16 protein-coding genes are annotated in these 19,362 nt (G+C 69.5%); 2 read left to right on the forward strand and 14 right to left on the reverse strand.

The features are described 5' to 3' along the window. Positions 1-281: 281 nt before the first annotated feature. Positions 282-974 carry a metal-dependent transcriptional regulator gene (locus tag ACFWP5_RS22440; RefSeq protein ID WP_019057324.1) on the reverse strand — a complete coding sequence of 231 codons (693 nt, stop codon included), beginning with the start codon at positions 972-974 and terminating at the stop codon, positions 282-284. Between the two features lie 226 nt (positions 975-1,200). Between ACFWP5_RS22440 and ACFWP5_RS22445 the strand changes: the two genes are divergently transcribed. Continuing rightward, on the forward strand, positions 1,201-1,956 hold the full coding sequence (locus ACFWP5_RS22445) for an SIS domain-containing protein (RefSeq protein WP_384159202.1): 756 nt from the start codon (positions 1,201-1,203) through the stop codon (positions 1,954-1,956). Positions 1,957-2,007: 51 nt separating this feature from the next. Here ACFWP5_RS22445 and ACFWP5_RS22450 read toward each other — a convergent pair whose 3' ends face one another. The 3 genes from ACFWP5_RS22450 to pdxH all read right to left on the reverse strand — a co-directional run bounded on the left by ACFWP5_RS22450 (position 2,008) and on the right by pdxH (position 5,097). Continuing rightward, positions 2,008-3,465, reverse strand: coding sequence for a PAS domain-containing protein (locus ACFWP5_RS22450; protein WP_384159205.1), 1,458 nt, complete (start codon positions 3,463-3,465; stop codon positions 2,008-2,010). A 204-nt stretch (positions 3,466-3,669) separates the two neighbouring features. Next, entirely contained in the window at positions 3,670-4,128 is a 459-nt protein-coding gene (locus ACFWP5_RS22455) for a GNAT family N-acetyltransferase (protein ID WP_384159207.1), read from the reverse strand. Positions 4,129-4,467: 339 nt separating this feature from the next. Beyond that, positions 4,468-5,097 carry a pyridoxamine 5'-phosphate oxidase gene (gene pdxH, locus ACFWP5_RS22460; protein ID WP_384159249.1) on the reverse strand — a complete coding sequence of 210 codons (630 nt, stop codon included), beginning with the start codon at positions 5,095-5,097 and terminating at the stop codon, positions 4,468-4,470. A gap of 263 nt (positions 5,098-5,360) precedes the next feature. On the opposite strand from pdxH, the gene ACFWP5_RS22465 reads away from it, so the two are divergent. Then, positions 5,361-6,473: a citrate synthase 2 gene (locus ACFWP5_RS22465; protein ID WP_384159210.1), complete on the forward strand. Its 1,113-nt coding sequence runs from the start codon at positions 5,361-5,363 to the stop codon at positions 6,471-6,473. A gap of 66 nt (positions 6,474-6,539) precedes the next feature. Here the strand turns inward: ACFWP5_RS22465 and ACFWP5_RS22470 are convergent, their stop codons facing one another. The 10 genes from ACFWP5_RS22470 to ACFWP5_RS22515 all read right to left on the reverse strand — a co-directional run bounded on the left by ACFWP5_RS22470 (position 6,540) and on the right by ACFWP5_RS22515 (position 19,159). After that, a complete protein-coding gene (locus ACFWP5_RS22470; protein ID WP_384159213.1) occupies positions 6,540-7,166 on the reverse strand; it encodes a TetR/AcrR family transcriptional regulator in 627 nt (208 codons plus the stop codon). Further along, entirely contained in the window at positions 7,154-7,891 is a 738-nt protein-coding gene (locus ACFWP5_RS22475) for an enoyl-CoA hydratase family protein (RefSeq protein ID WP_384159215.1), read from the reverse strand. Before ACFWP5_RS22475 ends, ACFWP5_RS22470 begins: the two co-directional genes overlap by 13 nt. Continuing rightward, positions 7,888-9,483, reverse strand: coding sequence for a 4-coumarate--CoA ligase family protein (locus ACFWP5_RS22480; protein WP_384159218.1), 1,596 nt, complete (start codon positions 9,481-9,483; stop codon positions 7,888-7,890). Before ACFWP5_RS22480 ends, ACFWP5_RS22475 begins: the two co-directional genes overlap by 4 nt. Positions 9,484-9,557: 74 nt before the next feature. After that, positions 9,558-10,688, reverse strand: coding sequence for an acyl-CoA dehydrogenase family protein (locus ACFWP5_RS22485; RefSeq protein ID WP_384159221.1), 1,131 nt, complete (start codon positions 10,686-10,688; stop codon positions 9,558-9,560). A 68-nt stretch (positions 10,689-10,756) separates the two neighbouring features. Continuing rightward, positions 10,757-12,628 (reverse strand): acetyl/propionyl/methylcrotonyl-CoA carboxylase subunit alpha, encoded by a 1,872-nt coding sequence (locus ACFWP5_RS22490; RefSeq protein WP_384159224.1) that lies wholly within the window; start codon positions 12,626-12,628, stop codon positions 10,757-10,759. A 5-nt stretch (positions 12,629-12,633) separates the two neighbouring features. Then, positions 12,634-14,232 carry an acyl-CoA carboxylase subunit beta gene (locus ACFWP5_RS22495; RefSeq protein WP_384159227.1) on the reverse strand — a complete coding sequence of 533 codons (1,599 nt, stop codon included), beginning with the start codon at positions 14,230-14,232 and terminating at the stop codon, positions 12,634-12,636. After that, entirely contained in the window at positions 14,229-15,944 is a 1,716-nt protein-coding gene (locus ACFWP5_RS22500) for an acyclic terpene utilization AtuA family protein (RefSeq protein WP_384159230.1), read from the reverse strand. Before ACFWP5_RS22500 ends, ACFWP5_RS22495 begins: the two co-directional genes overlap by 4 nt. Beyond that, the gene (locus tag ACFWP5_RS22505) at positions 15,941-16,735 is read right to left on the reverse strand and encodes a TIGR03084 family metal-binding protein (protein WP_384159233.1); all 795 of its coding nucleotides are present in this window, start codon (positions 16,733-16,735) and stop codon (positions 15,941-15,943) included. The genes ACFWP5_RS22500 and ACFWP5_RS22505 overlap by 4 nt, the downstream gene beginning before the upstream one ends. Before the next feature lie 1,567 nt (positions 16,736-18,302). Continuing rightward, positions 18,303-18,698: a hypothetical protein gene (locus ACFWP5_RS22510; protein WP_384159236.1), complete on the reverse strand. Its 396-nt coding sequence runs from the start codon at positions 18,696-18,698 to the stop codon at positions 18,303-18,305. Positions 18,699-18,757: 59 nt separating this feature from the next. Beyond that, positions 18,758-19,159, reverse strand: coding sequence for a hypothetical protein (locus tag ACFWP5_RS22515; RefSeq protein WP_384159239.1), 402 nt, complete (start codon positions 19,157-19,159; stop codon positions 18,758-18,760). Positions 19,160-19,362: the final 203 nt, after the last annotated feature.

The raw sequence follows: 19,362 nt of genomic DNA on the forward strand, positions 1-19,362 counted from the left end.
AGAGCTCGGGGCTCCAGGTCAACACAGGGGAGGACAGGCCCCGGCGCCGCACGGCGCCGGGGCCCTCTCCACGTCTGCGGCACATCCTCCCGCCCCCTCACGGTCATATGCCCACGCGACAGCCTGGCACGCGAAGCGCCCGAGCGCTGCGATTCAGCACACTGAATCTTGGATCCGCCGAGATCGCCGACGGCCCCGCCGGAACGCCACAACTACCGCTCCCGCCCTACGAGTTGAACGACCCGCAGCTCAGCGCTCGACCCAGCCCTTGAACCCTTGGCTCAGCGCTTGGCCACGAACACATGCGAGGCGATCTCCGACTCCAGCTCGGCCGCCTCACCGCCGCTGCCCACCAGCACCCCGCCCGCCGACTCCGTCACACTCACCACCGAGCCGGGCTGCACGCCCGCCCGGCGCAGCGTGTACATCAACTGCGCGTCCGTCTGGATGGGCTCGCCGATCCGGCGCACGACGACCGTCTTGCCGTCGACACCCGGGTCCAGGTCGGCCAGCGACACCATGCCCTCGTCCAGGAACGGGTCGGCCCCGTCCTTCTCGCCGAGCTCCTCCAGGCCGGGGATCGGATTGCCGTACGGCGACTCGGTGGGGTGACGCAGCAGCTCAAGGACGCGGCGCTCCACGGCCTCGCTCATCACGTGCTCCCAGCGGCAGGCCTCGGCGTGCACCTGCTCCCACTCCAGGCCGATCACGTCGACGAGCAGACACTCGGCGAGCCGGTGCTTGCGCATCACGCGCGTGGCGAGCCGACGGCCCTCGTCGGTCAGCTCCAGGTGACGGTCGCTGGCCACGGCCACCAGGCCGTCGCGCTCCATGCGTGCCACCGTCTGGCTCACCGTCGGCCCGCTCTGGTCGAGCCGCTCGGCGATGCGGGCGCGCATGGGGACCACACCTTCCTCCTCCAGCTCGAGGATGGTGCGGAGATACATCTCCGTGGTGTCGATCAGTCCGGACATACGTGCCCCTCGATTACCTCTGCCCGAAGCTCGACGGCTCCGCGGCGCGTGCGCTGGCCCTGGACTCAATTCTGACGCATACCACCGACAACCGTGCCGCGCCGCTGAAACCAGCCGGTTACGACCGCCCACGGCGACCCTGGAGACGTGCTGTCGCCGTATTGACATCCCCTTGGTCCAGACCGCACGGTGATCCGCGACACAAACTCACCGAGGGGACTTCCGCATGAGCGACCGTACGCCTGCCGGCCAGTTCTTCGACGCCGCGATCACCCTGCTCCAGCGGGTCCGCGACGAAGAGGCCGACTCCGTCCAGGCGGCCGGCACGCTCCTCGCGGACACCGTCGCCGACGGCGGGCGCCTCTTCGCCTTCGGTGCCGGGCACTCCTCCCTCGCGGCCCAGGACGTCGTCTACCGCGCGGGCGGACTCGCCCTGATGAACCTGCTCACCGTCCCCGGAGTCGTCGGCGTCGACGTCATGCCGGCCACGCTGGGCTCCGCCCTGGAGCGCGTCGACGGCCTCGCGAGCGTCGTCCTGGAGACGTCACCGCTGCGCTCCGGCGACGCCCTGGTGATCATCTCGCTGTCCGGACGCAACGCCCTGCCCGTCGAGATGGCCATGAAGGCCCGCTCCCTCGGCGTCCGGGTCATCGGCGTGACGTCGGTGGCGTACGCCTCGGAGACGACGTCACGGCACGTCTCCGGGACGTATCTGAAGGACCACTGCGACGTCGTCCTCGACTCGAAGATCGCGATCGGCGACGCGGAACTCACCCTCGACACCATCCCGGCCCCCTTCGCCCCCGCCTCCACGGTCGTCACCGCGGCCCTCCTCCAGGCGGTCATGGCGACGGCGGCGGCGACGCTGGCCGAGCGCGGCATCGAGCCGCCGCTGCTGCGCTCCGGGAACGTGGACGGCGGCCACGAGTGGAACGGCCGGGTCTTCGAGGAGTACCGGGACCGGATCTTCTACCAGTACTGAGCACGCTCTTCTACGGCTGCCAGGTGACAGGCCGGGCGACGAGCAAGGGGCTCACTTCTCCCCCGGCTGCCCCGGCTGCCCCGCCCGGCCCACCTGCCCCGCCAGATCCAGCGCCGCCGCGATCCGTACGGCCACGTCCTCGGCGTAGATCGAGTCGGACCGTTCGAACTGGCTGCGCCCGGCGCCCCGTAGGAACGTCACGACGCCCAGGGTCCGCCCCCGGCTGCGCAGCACCGCGCACAGGGCGTGTACGGCGTCCGTGGGCCACTGCCGGGCCCGGGCCCACTCGCGGGCCTGTTCGGGCGGGACGGTGCCGATGCTGGCCCGCACGGAGCCGACACGTTCGACGCACTGCAGGGCGGGATGCCCCTCTCCGTAGCGCACGGGCAGTCCCGCCGCGCCGGTGAGCAGGCTGGGGCCGGGTGCCCCCGTGGGCGTGGCGGCGACCCGGATCAGCCGTACAGCCGCCGTCGTCGTACTACGTAGGCCGTCCCCATCGTTCAACGATCCGCCCGCGACCCGGTCGATGAGGGCGTGGTCGGCGAAGCCGGCGAGGGCGAAGTCGAGGTGGACGGTCGCCGCGTCGCGCGGGTCCTCGCACTCGGCGGCGGCGCGGGCGGCGCGGTGCAGTTGCTGGGCGCGGAAGCGCAGCAGCGAGGCCTCCTGTTCGAGCTGCTTGGCCTCGGTGACGTCCTGGAAGAGCCAGCCGACGCCGAGCGGCACCGGTTCCTCCGTGAGCGGCGAGGCCAGCCGTAGGAACCCGCTCCTCCAGCAGCGCCGCAGATTGCCCTCCGGCGTCCGTACGCTCACCCAGATCTCCGCCGGCGCCGGCGGCGCACCCTCGGCGAGCACGTGCGTGAGCGCGGCCTCCAACTCCTCGACCCCTTGGGCGAGCAACTCCCCAAGAGGCCGCCCGAGGACGGAGGTACGCCCGGTACCAAGCGCACGCGCGGCATGCGAGTTGACGACGGCGGGCCGCAAATCGGCATCCACAAGCACAACGCCCCACGAGGCATCCTCAAAGAGGGCCTCACTCAAGGCGATTGACCGCTCAAGGTCAATCTGGGCATGCACTTCACTGAAGGCGCAGTAGACCCCGGCGGGCTTCCCGTCGGGCCCGCGCACGGCGGCGGACTGGGTCCGCACAAGCACCCGCCCACCATCCTTCGTAAGAAGGGCGAACTCATTCACTTGCCGCCCGGGGGCCTGCATGGCGGACATCAGCCGCCCCTCGACCTCCTCGGCGTCCGCACCCCGTACGGCCCACCCTGCCAGCCCGTGCCGCCCCACGGCCTCGGCCGCGGTCCAGCCCAGAATGCGCTCCGCCTCGCGGTTCCAGTGGGTCAGCACCCCGTCCGCGTCGAACGCACACAGCGCCGCGTCCATCCCGTCCAGCAACGCGGCCAACAGATCCGACCCACCGACCCCTTCGGGCCCACCGTCCCGCTCGGGCTCGGGCTCGTCGGGACCCAACTCATCGGTGGTCCCACTACGCCGGGAAGCACTCACCTGGACCCCCTGCAGGCTGCGTCCGCGGACACGACGCGTCGGTTCACTCACTCCCCCTCATTCAACTCGAACGTGACGCAGCACACACCGAGTTCCCGCAAGATTGAAGGAATCGTTGTAAGACACCGCTCGGCCCCCGGCACACTCGACCGACGCCGACCCGCCGGCGACAGGCCTGGCCGGAGTTGACGGCCCTGTCCTGGCCTACGGAATCCACGACCCCAATCGCAGAGTGATCCACAAGTCGCTCTCGCCGTCCAGCACATAGCGCTCGGTCTCGACGAAACCCCGCGCCTCGGCGAACCGCACCCCGTCCGCGTTGGCGGCCAGGACGACGGTCTCGATCGCACCGGCGCCGAGCGCACGCGCGCGCGTGAGGCCGTTTTCGTAGAGGGCGACTCCGTAGCCGCGCCGCCGGAACTCGGGCAGCACGCGCGCGATGACGGTCGCCACCGCGTCCTCGCCCTGCGGGGACCGCACGGTGGAGCACCCCACGAGCACGTCCCCCAGGTACGCGTTCCCCAGCCGGTTCCGCCCGCTCCGCTCCCGCACCTCGTCGAGGGACATCGAGGCGGGCGGCACGATCAGGTTGTGGACGTACCGCCAGTCCTGGAGGGCGTTCTCCTCGTCCGGGTCCACCGGTTCTATATCCAGGTCGGTCATGGGCCGGAACCTAGGTGACCAGCGCATTGGCGTCCAGTGAGTTCAAGGGTCGTAAAAAGCGGTTGATCCGTCGGCGAGGGGTTCTTAGGGTGGCGAGTACTTCGGAAAGGAGGTGGTTCGGCAGATGTATGGATACCGGACGGAAGAGGTGACTGCGGGCTAGTGGCCCGCCGTCGTACTCGGTTCGGCGCCGGACCAGCGTGTGTGAGTAGCGCGCAACCGGCCTAACCCAACGCAGTCACCCGACCCGCGAGCTCGCCGGTACGTCCGGCCGGCTCCCCCGCCGTGAGGTGGGGGACCTGAGCTCGCGGGTCGCCTGCGTTTGCCCGGGCCTGCGGGTCAGGGGCTCAGGCGGTCCAGGCGCCAGGTGCCGGCCGGCTCCGCTGTGTAGCGGAGGCGGTCGTGGAGGCGGTTTTCCCGGCCCTGCCAGAACTCGACCGTTTGGGGGGCGATGCGGAAGCCGCCCCAGTGCGGGGGGACCGGGACCTGTTCGCCCTCCGGGTAGCGGGCGAGGAGTTCGGCGTACGACGACTCCAGTTCGGTTCGGGAGTGGATCACCGAGGACTGGGTGCTGGCCCAGGCGCCGAGTTGGGAGCCGTGCGGGCGGGTGCGGAAGTACGCGGCGGTCTCGTCGCGGCCGGTGCGGCGGGCGGTGCCGGTGACCAGGACCTGGCGGGCCATCGGGTGCCAGGGGAAGAGCAGCGAGACGTACGGGTTGGCGCCGAGTTCGCGGGCCTTGCGGGAGTCGTAGTTCGTGTAGAAGACGAAGCCCTGGTCGTCGTAGTGCTTCATGAGGACCGTGCGGGAGCTGGGGCGGCCCTCGGCGTCGGCGGTGGAGACGACCATGGCGTTCGGCTCGTAGACGAGCTCCCGGACCACCGCCTCCTCGAACCAGCGGCCGAACTGTTCCATCGGGCCGGGGGCCAGGTGTGTCTCGTCGAGGCCCTCCACGCGGTACTGCTTGCGCATCGCGGCGGGGTCGAGGCGGGGATCACGGTCGGTGGGAGCGCGGTCGGTCACGCGGTCATCCTGCCGTACGGCGCTGTGGGGCGGTGTGTGGTTGCGTGCAGCCGCCTACGGCTGTGCACGGCTCTGTACGGCCACGAGTTCAGGTGGCACTCAGTGCCGCAGGCCCTCCCTATGGATGGCACCCGGCGTTATGGTGCTGATGTCTCTATCTTCGGCCCGCGAGTCCCGAGCGACCGTGGAGCCACAGCATGAGGAGCCGCCTGATGTCCGACTTCGACCCCTCCTTTGTACCCGGACTCGAAGGAGTCGTCGCGTTCGAGACGGAGATCGCCGAACCGGACAAGGAAGGCGGCGCCCTGCGGTACAGGGGCGTCGACATCGAGGATCTGGTCGGTCACGTCTCGTTCGGCAACGTCTGGGGGCTGCTCGTCGACGGCGCCTTCAACCCCGGACTGCCGCCGGCGGAACCGTTCCCGATCCCGGTGCACTCCGGTGACATCCGCGTCGACGTACAGTCCGCGCTGGCCATGCTCGCGCCCGTGTGGGGCCTCAAGCCGCTCCTCGACATCGATGAGGAGGAGGCCCGCGACAACCTCGCCCGCGCCGCCGTGATGGCCCTGTCGTACGTGGCTCAGTCCGCGCGTGGGCAGGGGCACGCGATGGTGCCGCAGAGCGAGATCGACAAGGCGCACTCGGTCGTCGAGCGGTTCATGATCCGGTGGCGGGGTGAGCCGGATCCCAAGCATGTCGCTGCGGTGGATGCCTACTGGACGTCTGCCGCCGAGCACGGCATGAACGCGTCCACCTTCACCGCTCGGGTCATCGCCTCCACCGGGGCCGATGTCGCCGCCGCGCTGTCCGGGGCCGTGGGTGCGATGTCCGGGCCTCTGCATGGGGGTGCGCCGTCCCGGGTGCTCGGGATGATCGAGGAGATCGAGCGGACGGGGGATGCCGAGGCGTACGTCCGGCAGGCGCTCGACAAGGGTGAACGGCTGATGGGGTTCGGGCACCGGGTGTACCGGGCCGAGGATCCTCGGGCTCGGGTACTGCGGCGTACGGCGCGGGAGTTGGGGGCGCCGCGGTTCGAGATCGCGGAGGCGTTGGAGAAGGCGGCGCTTGCGGAGTTGCATGCGCGGCGGCCTGATCGGGTGCTGGCGACCAACGTCGAGTTCTGGGCGGCTATCGTGCTGGACTTCGCCGAGGTGCCGGCGCACATGTTCACGTCGATGTTCACGTGTGCGCGTACGGCGGGGTGGTCGGCGCACATTCTTGAGCAGAAGCGGACGGGGCGGTTGGTGCGGCCTTCTGCTCGGTATGTGGGGCCGGAGTCTCGTGGGCCTCAGTCGATCGAGGGGTACTCGGATATCGCCCACTGAAGAGGGGCCTGAGGAGCGGGGGCGACTGCGGGCTCGATGTGGCTGGTCGCGCAGTTCCCCGCGCCCCTAGGTGGGTTGCCCCAAGGTTTCTTCCACGAGTGAGGCCCATTGGGCTACCACTCTCTCCCGCCTGCTCCTGTCGTCGGTGAGCAGGTTGGCCAGGCCCAGGCCCCTTGCCATGTCGAGGAGGCCCTGGACCGTTTCTCGTACGCCCGGTCTCGACTCGTCGGCGGCCAGCAATTCCACTGCGATGCGGTGGGTCTCTCGGCCCACCTTTGCCTCCAACTCCGTTACCTGGGGACGGAGTTGGTCCTCGTTCGACGCGGCTACCCAGAGATGGAGGGCCGCGCGGAACAAGGGGCCGGTGTAGAGGTCGACCAGGGCCCTGACCACCGTGACGCGGTCCTTGGCGCCCTGGGGGAACAGGGCACGCAGGGCCGTGGAGCGTTCCTCGGCGACGTACTCGACGGCCGCCGTGAAGAGGTCCTCGCGGGTGGGGAAGTGGTGTTGGGCGGCGCCTCGGGAGACGCCGGCGCGTTCGGCCACGACGGAGACCGTGGAGCCGGCCCAGCCGTGTTCGGCGAGGCAGGACACGGCGGCTTCCAGGAGGCGTTGCCGGGTGGCCCGGCTGCGGTCCTGCTTGGGTCTGCGGTCGACCGCGCCCGGCGCCGTCGACGCGCTCACACCACCCATGCGGGATCCCGTCGTTCGAGGAAGGCCGTCATCCCCTCGCGGGCCTGCGCGGAGGCGAACAGCCGTGCCGAGAGCGCGGTCAGATCGGCCGCGTCCCGGTCGAAGGTTTCCAGCACCCTAGCCGTGAGCAGCCGTTTCGTCTCGGCCAGGGCCTCGGGAGCGGCTCTGCGCAGGCCGTCGAGGATCGGTGCGAGTACTTCGTCCACGTCCTCTCCCGCCGCCGTGAGGAGGCCCGTGCGGGCCGCTTCCGTCGCGTCGAAACGTTCGCCGGTGAGGTAGTAGCGGGCCAGGGCTCGCGGGTCCGTGCGAGGCAGGAGCGGGAGGGAGATCACCGCCGGGGCCACCCCGATCCGTACCTCTGTGAACGCGAAGGTGGCGGACGGGGTCGACGCTGCCGCGATGTCACAGGCCGAGAGGAGGCCGAGGCCGCCTGCTCGTACGTGGCCCGTCACTCTCGCCACCACCGGCTTGGGGAGTTCGATGATCTGCCGGAGCAGGGTCACCAGTGCCTCCGGGGGTGGCGGGTCCCGTAGGTCCGCGCCCGCGCAGAACGTGTTGCCGGTGTGCGTGAGGACGATCGCCCGTACGTCTTCGTCCTTCGCGCATTCCGTCAGCGCGTCCGCCAACTCGCCCACCAGGGAGGCCGACAGCGCGTTCCTCGTGTCCGGTGAGTCCAGGCTCAGGGTCTCGATGCCACGCGCGCGTGCACGACCGATCAACGTCATGACCGGCCTCGCAGTTCCCGGCGCAGGATCTTGCCGGAGGCGGCTCGGGGGACGGCGTCGATGAAGGTGACCATGCGGACGCGTTTGTACGGGGCGACGCGTTCGGCGACGTACATCAGGACCTCCCCTTCGGAGAGTTCGGAGAGTTCGGAGGGCTCGGTGCGGTCTACGGCGGTCTGTTGGCGGACCACGTACGCGTGCGGGACCTCGTTGTTGTCGTCGTTGTACTCGCCCACGACGGCCGCGTCGGCGATGCCGGGGTGGGTGAGCAGGAGGGCCTCCAGTTCGGCGGGGGCCACCTGGAAGCCCTTGTACTTGATGAGTTCCTTGACCCGGTCGATGACGAACAGCCAGCCGCCGCCGTCCACATAGCCGACGTCCCCGGTGCGCAGCCAGCCGTCCTGGTCGATCATCGCGGCGGTGTCGTCGGGTCGGCCCAGGTAGCCCTTCATCACCTGCGGGCCGCGGATGAGGAGTTCGCCCGCCTCGCCGATGCCCAGATCCTTGTCGGGGTCGTCGAGGGAGACGATCCGCATCTCGGTGCCGGCGATGAGTTTGCCGACCGTCCCCGGGGGCGCTGTGGGCATGTCCCGTACGGGGACCACGTGGGTGCCCGGGGACAGTTCCGTCATGCCGTACGCCTGGCCTACGGGCGGCAGGCCCAGGCGTTGGGAGCAGGCGGCGGCGAGGTTCGCGTCGAGGGGGGCGGCGGCGCTGATGATGTATTTCAGGGAGGAGAGGTCGTACTGCGCGACCGCCGGGTGTTTGGCCAGGGCCAGGACTATGGGCGGGGCCACGTAGAGGCCGGTGATCCGGTGGTTCTCGATGGCCGCGAGGAAGGTCTCCAGCTCGAAGCGCGGGAGGACCACGACCGCGGCGCCCTTCCTCAGGGGTGCGTTCATCAGGGCCGTAAGACCGTAGATGTGGAAGAAGGGCAGGACGGCCAGGATGCGGTCGCCGGGGCCGGTGGGGACCGCGGGCTCCAACTGGGCCAGGTTCGTGGCTATTTGACGGTGTGTGAGCATCACACCCTTGGGGCTGCCGGTCGTGCCCGAGGAGTACGGGAGGGCCGCCACGTCCGTCACGGGGTCGATGTCGACCACCGGTTCGGGGGCCGTGCAGCCGAGCATGTCGGCGAGTGAGCGGTGTCCGGGGGCACTGTCGCAGACGAATATCTCCTCGACGCCGCCCGCGAGTTCGGCGGCACGGCGTGCCGCGTCCAGGAGCGGTGACAGGGTGACGATCCAGCGGGCCGCCGAGTCGCGCAGCTGCTTGGCGAACTCCTCCGGGGTGGCGAGCGGGTGCACCGTCGTGACGGAGGCACCCGCGCGCGTGGCGGCGTAGAACGCCAGCGGGAAAGCGACCGTGTTGGGACTGTGCAGGGCGAGAACGTCCCCCTTGCGCACGCCCGCGTCCGCGAGCCCGGCCGCGATCCGCCGGTGGAACGCGTCGAGTTGGGCGTACGTCAGGGTGGTGCCGTCCGTGCCGTCGACCAGCGCGGGTTCGTCCCCGAACTCGGCGGCCCGGGCCAACACCGCGTCGTGTATGGGGAGTTCGACGGCCGGAACGTCTGCGTACTCGCTGCGGAACATGGTTCCTCCTGGCACGGCGCGGAGCTTCGGGCTGCCTTGGGGCCTCGGGCTTCGGGCGGGCTTCGGGCCTCGGGCTAGTACGACTTGGGGAGGCCCAGGGTCTGGTGGGAGACGTAGTTGAGAATCATCTCCCGGCTCACCGGAGCAATACGAGCCACACGCGCGGCAGTTATCAACGAGGCGAGCCCGAACTCGCGCGTGAGGCCGTTCCCGCCGAGGGTGTGCACGGACTGGTCGACGGCCCGCACGCACGCCTCCCCGGCCGCGTACTTGGCCATGTTGGCCGCCTCACCGGCGCCGGCGTCGTCACCGGCGTCGTACAGGTACGCCGCCTTCTGCATCATCAGACGGGCGAGTTCGAGGTCGATGTGCGCCTGGGCGAGGGGGTGCGCGATGGCCTGGTGGGCGCCGATGGGGGCGTCCCATACGGTGCGTTCGCGCGCGTACTCGATCGCTCGGCCGAGCGCGAAGCGGCCCATGCCGATCGCGAAGGCGGCGGTCATGATGCGCTCCGGGTTGAGACCGGCGAAGAGTTGGAGCAGGCCCGCGTCCTCGTCTCCGACGAGTGCGTCGGCGGGGAGTCGTACGTCGTCCAGGGTCAGCTCGAACTGCTTCTCCGCTGCCTGGAGTTCCATGTCTATCCGGCGGCGGGTGAAGCCCTCCGCGTCTCGGGGGACGATGAACAGGCAGGGCTTGAGGCGGCCGGTTCGCGAGTCCTCGGTGCGGCCGACTATGAGGGTCGCGTCGGCCAGGTCCACGCCGGAGATGAAGACCTTGCGGCCGGTGAGCAGCCAGTCCGTGCCGTCTTTGCGGGCGGTGGTGGTGATGCGGTGGCTGTTGGAGCCGGCGTCTGGTTCTGTGATGCCGAAAGCCATGGTGCGGGTGCCGTCCGCCAGCGCGGGCAGCCATGTCTGTTTCTGTTCCTCGGTGCCGAAGCGGGCGATTACCGTGCCGCAGATTGCCGGGGAGACGACCATCATCAGCAGGGGGCAGCCCGCCGCCCCCAACTCCTCCAGGACTATGGAGAGTTCGGAGATGCCGCCGCCTCCGCCTCCGTATTCCTCCGGGAGGTTGACGCCCAAGTAGCCGAGTTTTGCTGCCTCGGACCAGAGTGCTTCTCGGTCGTAGGTACGGCCGTGGCGTTTACCTAGGGCGGATACGGCTGAACGTAGGGCCTTGTGCTCGTCTGTTTCGGTTGTGGGCATGTGGCTCCTTCGTCGTGGCTGGTCGCGCTCGCGCGGCGGTAGCCGCATATCGATACAGCCCCGCGCCCCTAAGTGGGTTGCACTACTGCCAAGAGAGAGGCGAGCTGTACCTGTTGGCCAGGTACGGCGTTCAGGGCCGTTAGCTTTCCCGTGACCGGGGCTGTGATCTTGTGTTCCATCTTCATTGCCTCCAGCCACAACAGGGGCTCACCGGCCGTGACTTGAGCTCCTACGGCCAAGCCCTCCGCAACCCTCACCACCGTGCCCGGCATCGGCGCCAGCAGTGAGCCTGGGGCCAGTTGGGCGGCTGGGTCGGGGAAGCGAGGGAGGGCTGTCAGGGCGCTCGCGTTCACGTAGACCTGGTCGTCGCCGTACCTCGCGACCTCGAACTTCCTGCGTACGCCGTCCACTTCGAGTACGACGAGACGCGCGTCGGTATGCACTACGCGCACCCCGTCCGCCGTCAGGCCCTCCCTCGTGTGGCGGTACTGGACCTCGCACTCGGTGTCGCCCATGGCGTACCGCTTCACCTGCGGCTGGGACGGTACGTTGCGCCAGCCGGCGGCGAAGCGGGAGCGGCCGTGGGTGTCGGCCAGGGCGGCGGCCAGGGGGGCGTGCGGGTCGGGGGTCGGCTGTGTGAGGTCGGGGAGGTGGCGGTCGTAGAAACCCGTGTCCATGTGGGCGGTCGTGAACTCCTTGTGGCGCAGGGAGTTGACGAGGAGGGCGCGGTTGGTGATCGGGCCGTGGATCGTTGTCCGCTCCAGGGCGCCCGCGAGTTTGCGGAGGGCCTCCGCGCGGGTGGGGGCGTGGGCGACGAGCTTGGCGAGCATCGGGTCGTAGTGGACGCCGATGTCGTCGCCGTCGGTGTAGCCGGTGTCGAGGCGGACGCCGTCCGGTACGGCGAGGCGGTGCAGGGTGCCGGTCTGGGGGGTCCAGTCGGTCGCCGGGTCCTCGGCGTAGAGGCGGGCCTCTATCGCGTGGCCACGCGCGCGGGGAGGTTCGCTTTCGAGGGGCTCGCCCTCGGCGACCCTCAGTTGCAGGGCCACCAGGTCGATGCCGAACACGGCTTCCGTGACGGGGTGTTCGACCTGGAGGCGGGTGTTCATCTCCAGGAAGTGCGCTTTGTTGTCGGCGGAGACGAGGAACTCGACGGTTCCGGCGCCCTCGTAGGCGACCGCTCGGGCGGCGCGTACGGCCAACTCGCTTAGTTCCTCGGCGAGTTGCTCGGGGAGGCCCGGCGCCGGGGACTCCTCGATCACCTTCTGGTGGCGGCGTTGGAGGGAACAGTCCCGGGTGCCCAGGGCCCACACCGTGCCGTGGGTGTCGGCGAGGATCTGCACCTCGATGTGCCGGCCGCCCTCTACATAGGGCTCGACGAAGACCTCGCCGTCACCGAAGGCGCTGGTCGCCTCGGCACGCGCGGCCGTCAACTCGGCTTTCAAGTCGGCGAGTTGGCGTACAACCCGCATGCCCCGCCCTCCACCACCCGCAGCCGCCTTGACCAGGACCGGGAGGTCGGCCTCGGTGACTTGCTCCAGGGGCGCGATGCCCATCAGTTGCTTGGCGCGGGTCTTGGAGGCCATCGCCTCGATCGCCTCGGGCGGCGGGCCGATCCACACCAGGCCGGCGTCCAGGACCGCGCGGGCGAAGTCGGCGTTCTCGGAGAGGAAGCCGTAGCCGGGGTGCACGGCGTCCGCGCCCGCCGCGACGGCCGCCTTCACGATCAACTCCCCGCGCAGATAGGTCTCCGTGGGCGTCGACCCGGGCAGCCGTACAGTCACGTCGGCGACGCGCGCGTGGAGCGCGTTCTCGTCGGCGTCCGAGTGCACGGCGACCGTCCGGATGCCCAGCTCGCGGCACGTACGGAAGATCCGGCAGGCGATCTCGCCCCGGTTGGCGACGAGGACGGTCGAAATCAAGTGGTCCCTCACATCGGTCATGGCCCTCACATCCGGAAGACGCCGAAGCCACCGCGCGCGCCCTCGTAGGGCGCGGTGTGGAGGGCGGACAGGCACAGGCCGAGGACGGTGCGGGTGTCGCGCGGGTCGATGACACCGTCGTCGTACAGCCGCCCCGACAGGAACATCGGCAGGGACTCGGACTCGATCTGCTGCTCCACCATGGCGCGCAGCGCCGCGTCCGCGTCCTCGTCGTAGGGCTGCCCCTTCGCTACGGCCGACTGCCGGGCGACGATCGACAGCACGCCGGCGAGCTGCTGGGGGCCCATGACGGCGGACTTGGCGCTGGGCCAGGCGAACAGGAAGCGGGGGTCGAAGGCGCGCCCGCACATGCCGTAGTGCCCGGCGCCGTACGAGGCGCCCATGAGCACGGACAGATGCGGTACGCGGCTGTTGCTGACGGCGTTGATCATCATCGCGCCGTGCTTGATGATGCCGCCCTGTTCGTACTCCTTGCCGACCATGTAGCCGGTGGTGTTGTGCAGGAAGAGGAGCGGGATGTCGCGCTGGTTGGCCAACTGGACGAACTGGGCGGCCTTTTGGGACTCCTGGCTGAAGAGGACCCCTTGGGCGTTCGCCAGGATGCCGACGGGATAGCCGTGCAAGGTGGCCCAACCCGTCACCAGGCTCGTGCCGTAGAGGGGCTTGAACTCGTCGAAGTCCGAGCCGTCGACGAGCCGGGCGACGACCTCGCGCGGATCGAACGGTGTCTTCAGATCCCCCGGGACGATGCCGAGGAGCTCGTCCTCGTCGTACTTGGGAGGTGCCGCCGGCCCCGGATCGCCGTACGCCTTGCGGTGGTTGAGGCGGGCGACGACGCGGCGCGCCTGCCGCAGCGCGTCCTGCTCGTCGACGGCGAAGTGGTCCGCGAGCCCCGATACGCGCGCGTGCATCTCGGCGCCGCCGAGCGACTCGTCGTCGCTCTCCTCGCCGGTCGCCATCTTCACGAGCGGCGGCCCGCCGAGGAACACTTTCGCGCGCTCCTTGACCATGATCACGTGGTCGGACATGCCGGGGATGTACGCGCCGCCGGCGGTCGAGTTGCCGAAGACGACGGCGATCGTCGGAATGCCGGCGGCCGAAAGCCGGGTCAGATCACGGAAGATGGCACCGCCCGGGATGAAGATCTCCTTCTGGGACGGCAGATCGGCACCACCGGACTCCACGAGACTGATGCAGGGCAGCCGGTTGGCGAGGGCGATGTCGTTCGCCCTCAGGGCCTTCTTCAGTGACCAGGGATTGCTCGCACCCCCACGCACGGTCGGGTCGTTGGCGGTGATCAGGCACTCCACGCCTTCCACCACCCCGATGCCGGTGACGAGCGAGGCTCCGACCGCGTACTCGCTGCCCCAGGCAGCGAGCGGGGACAGTTCGAGGAAGGGCGTGTCGGGGTCGAGGAGCAGCTCGATGCGCTCACGGGCGAGCAACTTGCCGCGTTTACGGTGCCGTTCGACATACTTCGGCCCGCCACCCGCAAGAGCCTTCGCATGCTCGGCTTCAAGGTCGGTGAGCTTGGCGAGCATGGCCTGGCGATTGGCCGCGTAGTCGGGACCGTTGGTGTCCAGGGCGGTCGGAAGGACGGTCACAGGAGGACCTCCGGTATGTCCAGACGACGGGAACGCAGCCATTCGCCCAGCGCCTTGGCCTGCGGATCGAAACGATGCTGGGCGGCGACGCCCTCGCCGAGAATCCCCTCGACAACGAAGTTGAGGGCACGAAGGTTGGGCAGAACATGCCGCGTCACACCCAACTCAGCCGTCTCCGGGAGGAGTTGCCGGAACCGCTCGACGGTCAACGCATGGGCGAGCCAGCGCCACGCCGCATCCGAACGCGCCCACACCCCCACGTTGGCGTTCCCTCCCTTGTCACCGCTACGGGCCCCGGCGACCAGACCAAGGGGCGCCCGCGCCGTGGGCCCGTCCGGCAGAGGCTCGGGGAGGGCCGGCTGCGGAAGGTCTTCCAGTACGCGGGTGTCGTGGGCCGGGGCCACAGCAACCCGGCGCCCGTCGTGGAGAACGGCCACATGGTCGACGGCCCCATGGGGGACATACACATCATCGAAGACGCCATAGGGCGCTCCCTTTCCAGGTGGGGTCAGCACATGGAAGCCGGGGTAACTGGCGAGCGCGAGCTCGACGGCGGCGGCACTCAGCGCCCGTCCGACGACCTCCTGATCGGCATCCCGCACGACGAGCCGCAACAGCGCGCTGGCGGTCTCCTCGGTGGAGGCATCGGCATGGTCGGTACGGGCAAGGTCCCAACGAACGTCAGTCGGCCGCGACTTGGCGCCCTCCTCGCCAAACACGGCACCCATCTGCTCCCGGACGAGAGTGGCCTTGCGCTCGATGTCGAGCCCGGTGAGCACGAAGGTGACCTCGTTGCGGAAGCCACCCAGCCGATTGAGCCCAACCTTGAGACTCGGCGGCGGAGCCTCCCCCCGGACCCCCTCAATCCGAACCCGATCGGCCTCGGTCCCGTCTTCACTGAGCCGGACGGTGTCGAGGCGAGCGGTGACGTCGGGCCCGGCGTAGCGCGCGCCATGCGTCTCGTACAGGAGCTGAGCGGTGACGGTGCCGACGTCCACCACTCCCCCCGTGCCGGGATGCTTGGTGATGACGCAGGAGCCGTCTTCAGCGATCTCGGCAAGGGGAAAGCCGGGCCGCCGAAGCTTCTCCGGCGCATGCTCGGTGAAGAACGCGTAGTTGCCACCGGTCGCCTGGGTCCCGCACTCCAGCACATGTCCGGCGACCACGGCCCCCGCGAGCCGGTCGTAGTCGCCGACCCCCCACCCGAAGTGAGCAACGGCAGGCCCGGTGACCAGGGCGGCATCGGTAACCCGCCCGGTGACCACGACGTCGGCCCCCGCATCAAGACAAGCGGCAATACCGAAGCCACCGAGATAGGCGTGCGCGGCGAGGGCATCCGGATACCGCCCGGCGAGATCGTCCCCCTCAACATGCGCAACCCGTACGGCTACCCCAACCCGATCGGCCAACTTCCGTACGGCATCGGCAAGTCCAGCGGGATTCAGCCCCCCGGCGTTGGCGACAATCCGCACCCCACGCTCATGAGCAAGCCCAAGACACTCCTCCAGTTGCCTGAGGAAGGTACGGGCATACCCGGCGCCGGGGTCCTTGAGCCGGTCCCGCCCCAGGATGAGCATGGTCAACTCGGCGAGATAGTCACCGGTAAGGAAATCCAGTTGACCGCCGGTGAGCATCTCGCGCAGGGCGTCGAACCGGTCGCCGTAGAAGCCGGAGGCGTTGCCTATACGGAGGGGGGCGACGGCGGAAGTCACTGTCCGGCTCCCTTCGGCGGACGCCCGGCACCGGGTGGTCCGGCGAAGGCCTGGGCGATGTCGAGCCACCGGTCGGCGTCGGCACCGACCGCCTCCACTCCCAGGTCGGCGCGGTGGGCGCGCTGGGTGACGAGGAGACAGAAGTCGAGGGCGGGGCCGGTGACACGTTGCGGGGCGCCTTCGGGGCCGTAGGCCCACACCTCGCCTGACGGGGCTCGGAGTTCAACACGGAACTCCTCACTCGGCGGGGTGAGCCCATGCACACCGAAGGCGAAGTCACGCGCACGCACACCGATGCGCACCACATGCCGGAGCCGATCAGTAGGTGGCCGAACCACACCAACCGCATCGGCGACATCCTGCCCATGGGCCCAGGTCTCCATAAGCCGACCGGTGGCCATAGAGGCGGCCGACATGGGTGGCCCGTACCAGGGGAAGCGGGTTCCTGTGGGCGCGGCATACAGGGCGGCCAACAGGGCCGTCCGCCCGGCCCGCCAGTCGGCGAGCAGCCGGGCGGGCGTCTTCGCGGCCCCCTCCTGCGCCCCCTCGTCCACGAACGTCTCGGGAGCGGCGAGCGCCTTCTCGACCAGTACACGGAACGCTTCCTCGTCCGTCACGGCGAGCAGGGCGGAGTGGTCGGTCCAGGCCAGGTGGGCGATCTGGTGGGCGACGGTCCAGCGGGCAGCGGGGGTCTCGAAGGCCCAGCCCTCCGGCCTCAACTCGGCCACAAGCCGGTCGAGTTCCTCGCTCTCCTCACGCAGGTCGTCGAACACGCGCGTCGGATCGGACATGGGGGGAGCATGGCAGGGGCGCCAGAAACAATCAAGCGTGCTTGCATTATTCAAGTCTGGATGGGACGGACGGGACGGGGAGGGGAGGGGAGGGGAGGGGAGATGCTGTGGGCCTGAGTTGTGAGACGTGACCGTTGGGCCGCCCGCTTCTTTGTCAGTGTCGGGATTGCGTGAGCCGAGTAAAGGGCGCTCCCTGCGGTCGCGTCGGCTACGCCGATTCCGCTGCGCTCCACCCTTGACTCGTCTCACACAATCCCGTTTCAGAAGCGAGCGGGCGGCCCCGAGGGATGGGTGGCCAAGGGATGAACCCCCTTGCCTGTACTGCGTTCCGGGCCGGAGCGGAGGGAGCGCGCTCGCGTCTCGCCAGCACGCCGGGCCGGCTCAGCGGCCAGCCCCGAGTGGGGGGAGGGGGGTACGGGTGGGGGCCGACCCCATGGGCGTGCACGCAACTCCGGTCCGGGGGGTGAGGGGACGCGCGCTGGCGTCTCGCCTGCACGCCGGGCCGGCTCAGCGGCTACCGGCCGGTGGGGACTTACTGCGCAAGAGACCAAGAGACCAAGAGGCAGGGAGTGCTGGGGAGCTCGTGGCCGAGGGTGACGGGCAAGAGGGGCAGCTCTGGGCCATGAGTGTGGAGGAAGGGCCGCTCCGGGCCGGTTCTGGGCGGCGGCCCAGGCGGCGGCCCAGGCGGCGGCCCGGGCGGTGGCTTGGGCGATGTCCCGGGCGGTGGCTCGCATCTGCCAATCGGCCCTCCCCGGGGCACCCGGCCCACCGAAGTGTGACAGCCGAAGCGGAAGTGTCACACTTCCCGGCCCATCTCCCCCGCCCCGGCCCCGACCCTGCCACCTCTGGAGGCCGGGGTCTTCTCTAACCAGTCACAGACCATGACAGTGGTTAGATTTATCCCCAGCTTCCAGCAACCACCCACCCGGGGTTGGCCGCTGAGCCGAGGCGGCGTGCAGGCGAGATGCCAGCGTGCTCCCTCACATCGGCCTGGATCTGCCCATGGCCCGTGGAGGCAGTCCCCACGCGTGCTCTCTCCTCCCCGCCGGGCGGTAGCCGCTAAGCGGCCCGGCGTGCAGGCGAGACGGCAGCGCGCCCCCTCACCCGCGGCCCGGCCCTCTCTGGAGGCTGGGGTCTTTTGTAACCAGTCAAAGGTCATGGCGGTGGTTAGGTTTACCCCCGGCTTCCAGCAACCATCCACCCGGGGTTGGCCGCTGAGCCGAGGCGGCGTGCTGGCGAGGCGCGAACGCGCCCCCTCCCACCGGCCGGTAGCCGCTAAGCCGGCCCGGCGTGCAGGCGAGACGCGAACGCGCCCCTATGCTCCGGCCCGGAACGCAGTACAGGCAGGGGAATTCATGCCTGAGCCACCCGTTTCTTCGGGCCGCTCGCTCGCTTCTCAAACGGGCTGGAGCGGGTCGAGTCAAGGGTGGAGCGCAGCGGAATCGGCGTAGCCGACGCGACCGTAGGGAGCGCCCTTTACTCGGGCCGTGGAAGCCCGACACTGGCAAAGAAGCGAGTGGCCCAACGTCCACGTATCAAGCCGCGTCCGCTCTTCCTACGTCGCGTCTTACGACATGCAGACGTTCTTGAGTCGGCTCGCGGCCGCGTCGATCTTGCTGGCGTCGGGGTTTGTGTCGCCGTTCAGGACGGACTTGTTGTAGTCGGAGATCGCCTTGTTGAGGTTGTCGATTGCCTGGTTGACCTTGGTGTCGTCCGAGTTGGCGTCGATCTTGTCGATGGATTCGTTGGTCTGGGCTGGGTCCTTCGCCGTGTCGTGGATCGCCTTGAGGCTGTCGGAGATCGTGTTCCAGTTCTTCAGACAGCTCAGGGAGTTGGAGGTGTCGGAGGTGTGGGAAGGGTTGGTTGGGTCGCAGGCCGTCAGCAGTCCGGCAGTGAGTGCTAGGGCTGCCGCAGTCGTCGCGAGGGTGGCCGTACGGCGGATGCGGTGGTGGTTTGTGGTCATGGAAGCGTCCTTCGGAGGTGAGTTCCGTCTGAGGGGACTGCGGGGCCATCGGGTCGGGCTCAGGCCCAGGGCTCTTCCATCCGCGCCTTGGCGGTCGGCTCGCGGCGGCCCGCTATCAGGCCGCCCGCCGCGCCCAGGGAGACCAGGCCCATGCCGACGGCGGTCGCGATGCCCTTGACGCCGTCCATGGAGAGGTAACAGAACGCGGCTACACCGCCGTTGAAGAGGAACAGGAACCACAGCGTCGACGGCTTCGACAGGAACGCCTTGATCCTCGGTTTCTTCGCGATGCGCGAGCCGGTCAGCAGCGAGACGGCGATGCCCGCGCAGGTGGCGGCGGTCTTCGCCGTACCGTCCAGCACCGCCCCGGAGGCCGTGCTCGCGGCGAGACCGCCGACGAAGAACGACCAAAGCAGCAGGTTGGCGACTAACGACTTCACGGTGGCGAGCAGCGATTTCACGGGATTTCCTTCGGCGGGGAACGGAGGTATCGGAGGGGAGGGGCGTGATCTCTGTCCTCTACGATTCCGTCGCGCGCTCGCCGTCACGAGGGACCGCTCTCCCGGATTCAGGGTGTAGCCCGCTACACCCTGGGCCTCGAATCCGGTGCGGATACGACGTTGCCCCGCGCCCTTTCAGCAAGGGCGCGGGGCAACCTCGTAGT

It is taken from the genome of Streptomyces sp. NPDC058469, assembly GCF_042721125.1.
Taxonomy (GTDB): Bacteria; Actinomycetota; Actinomycetes; order Streptomycetales; family Streptomycetaceae; genus Streptomyces.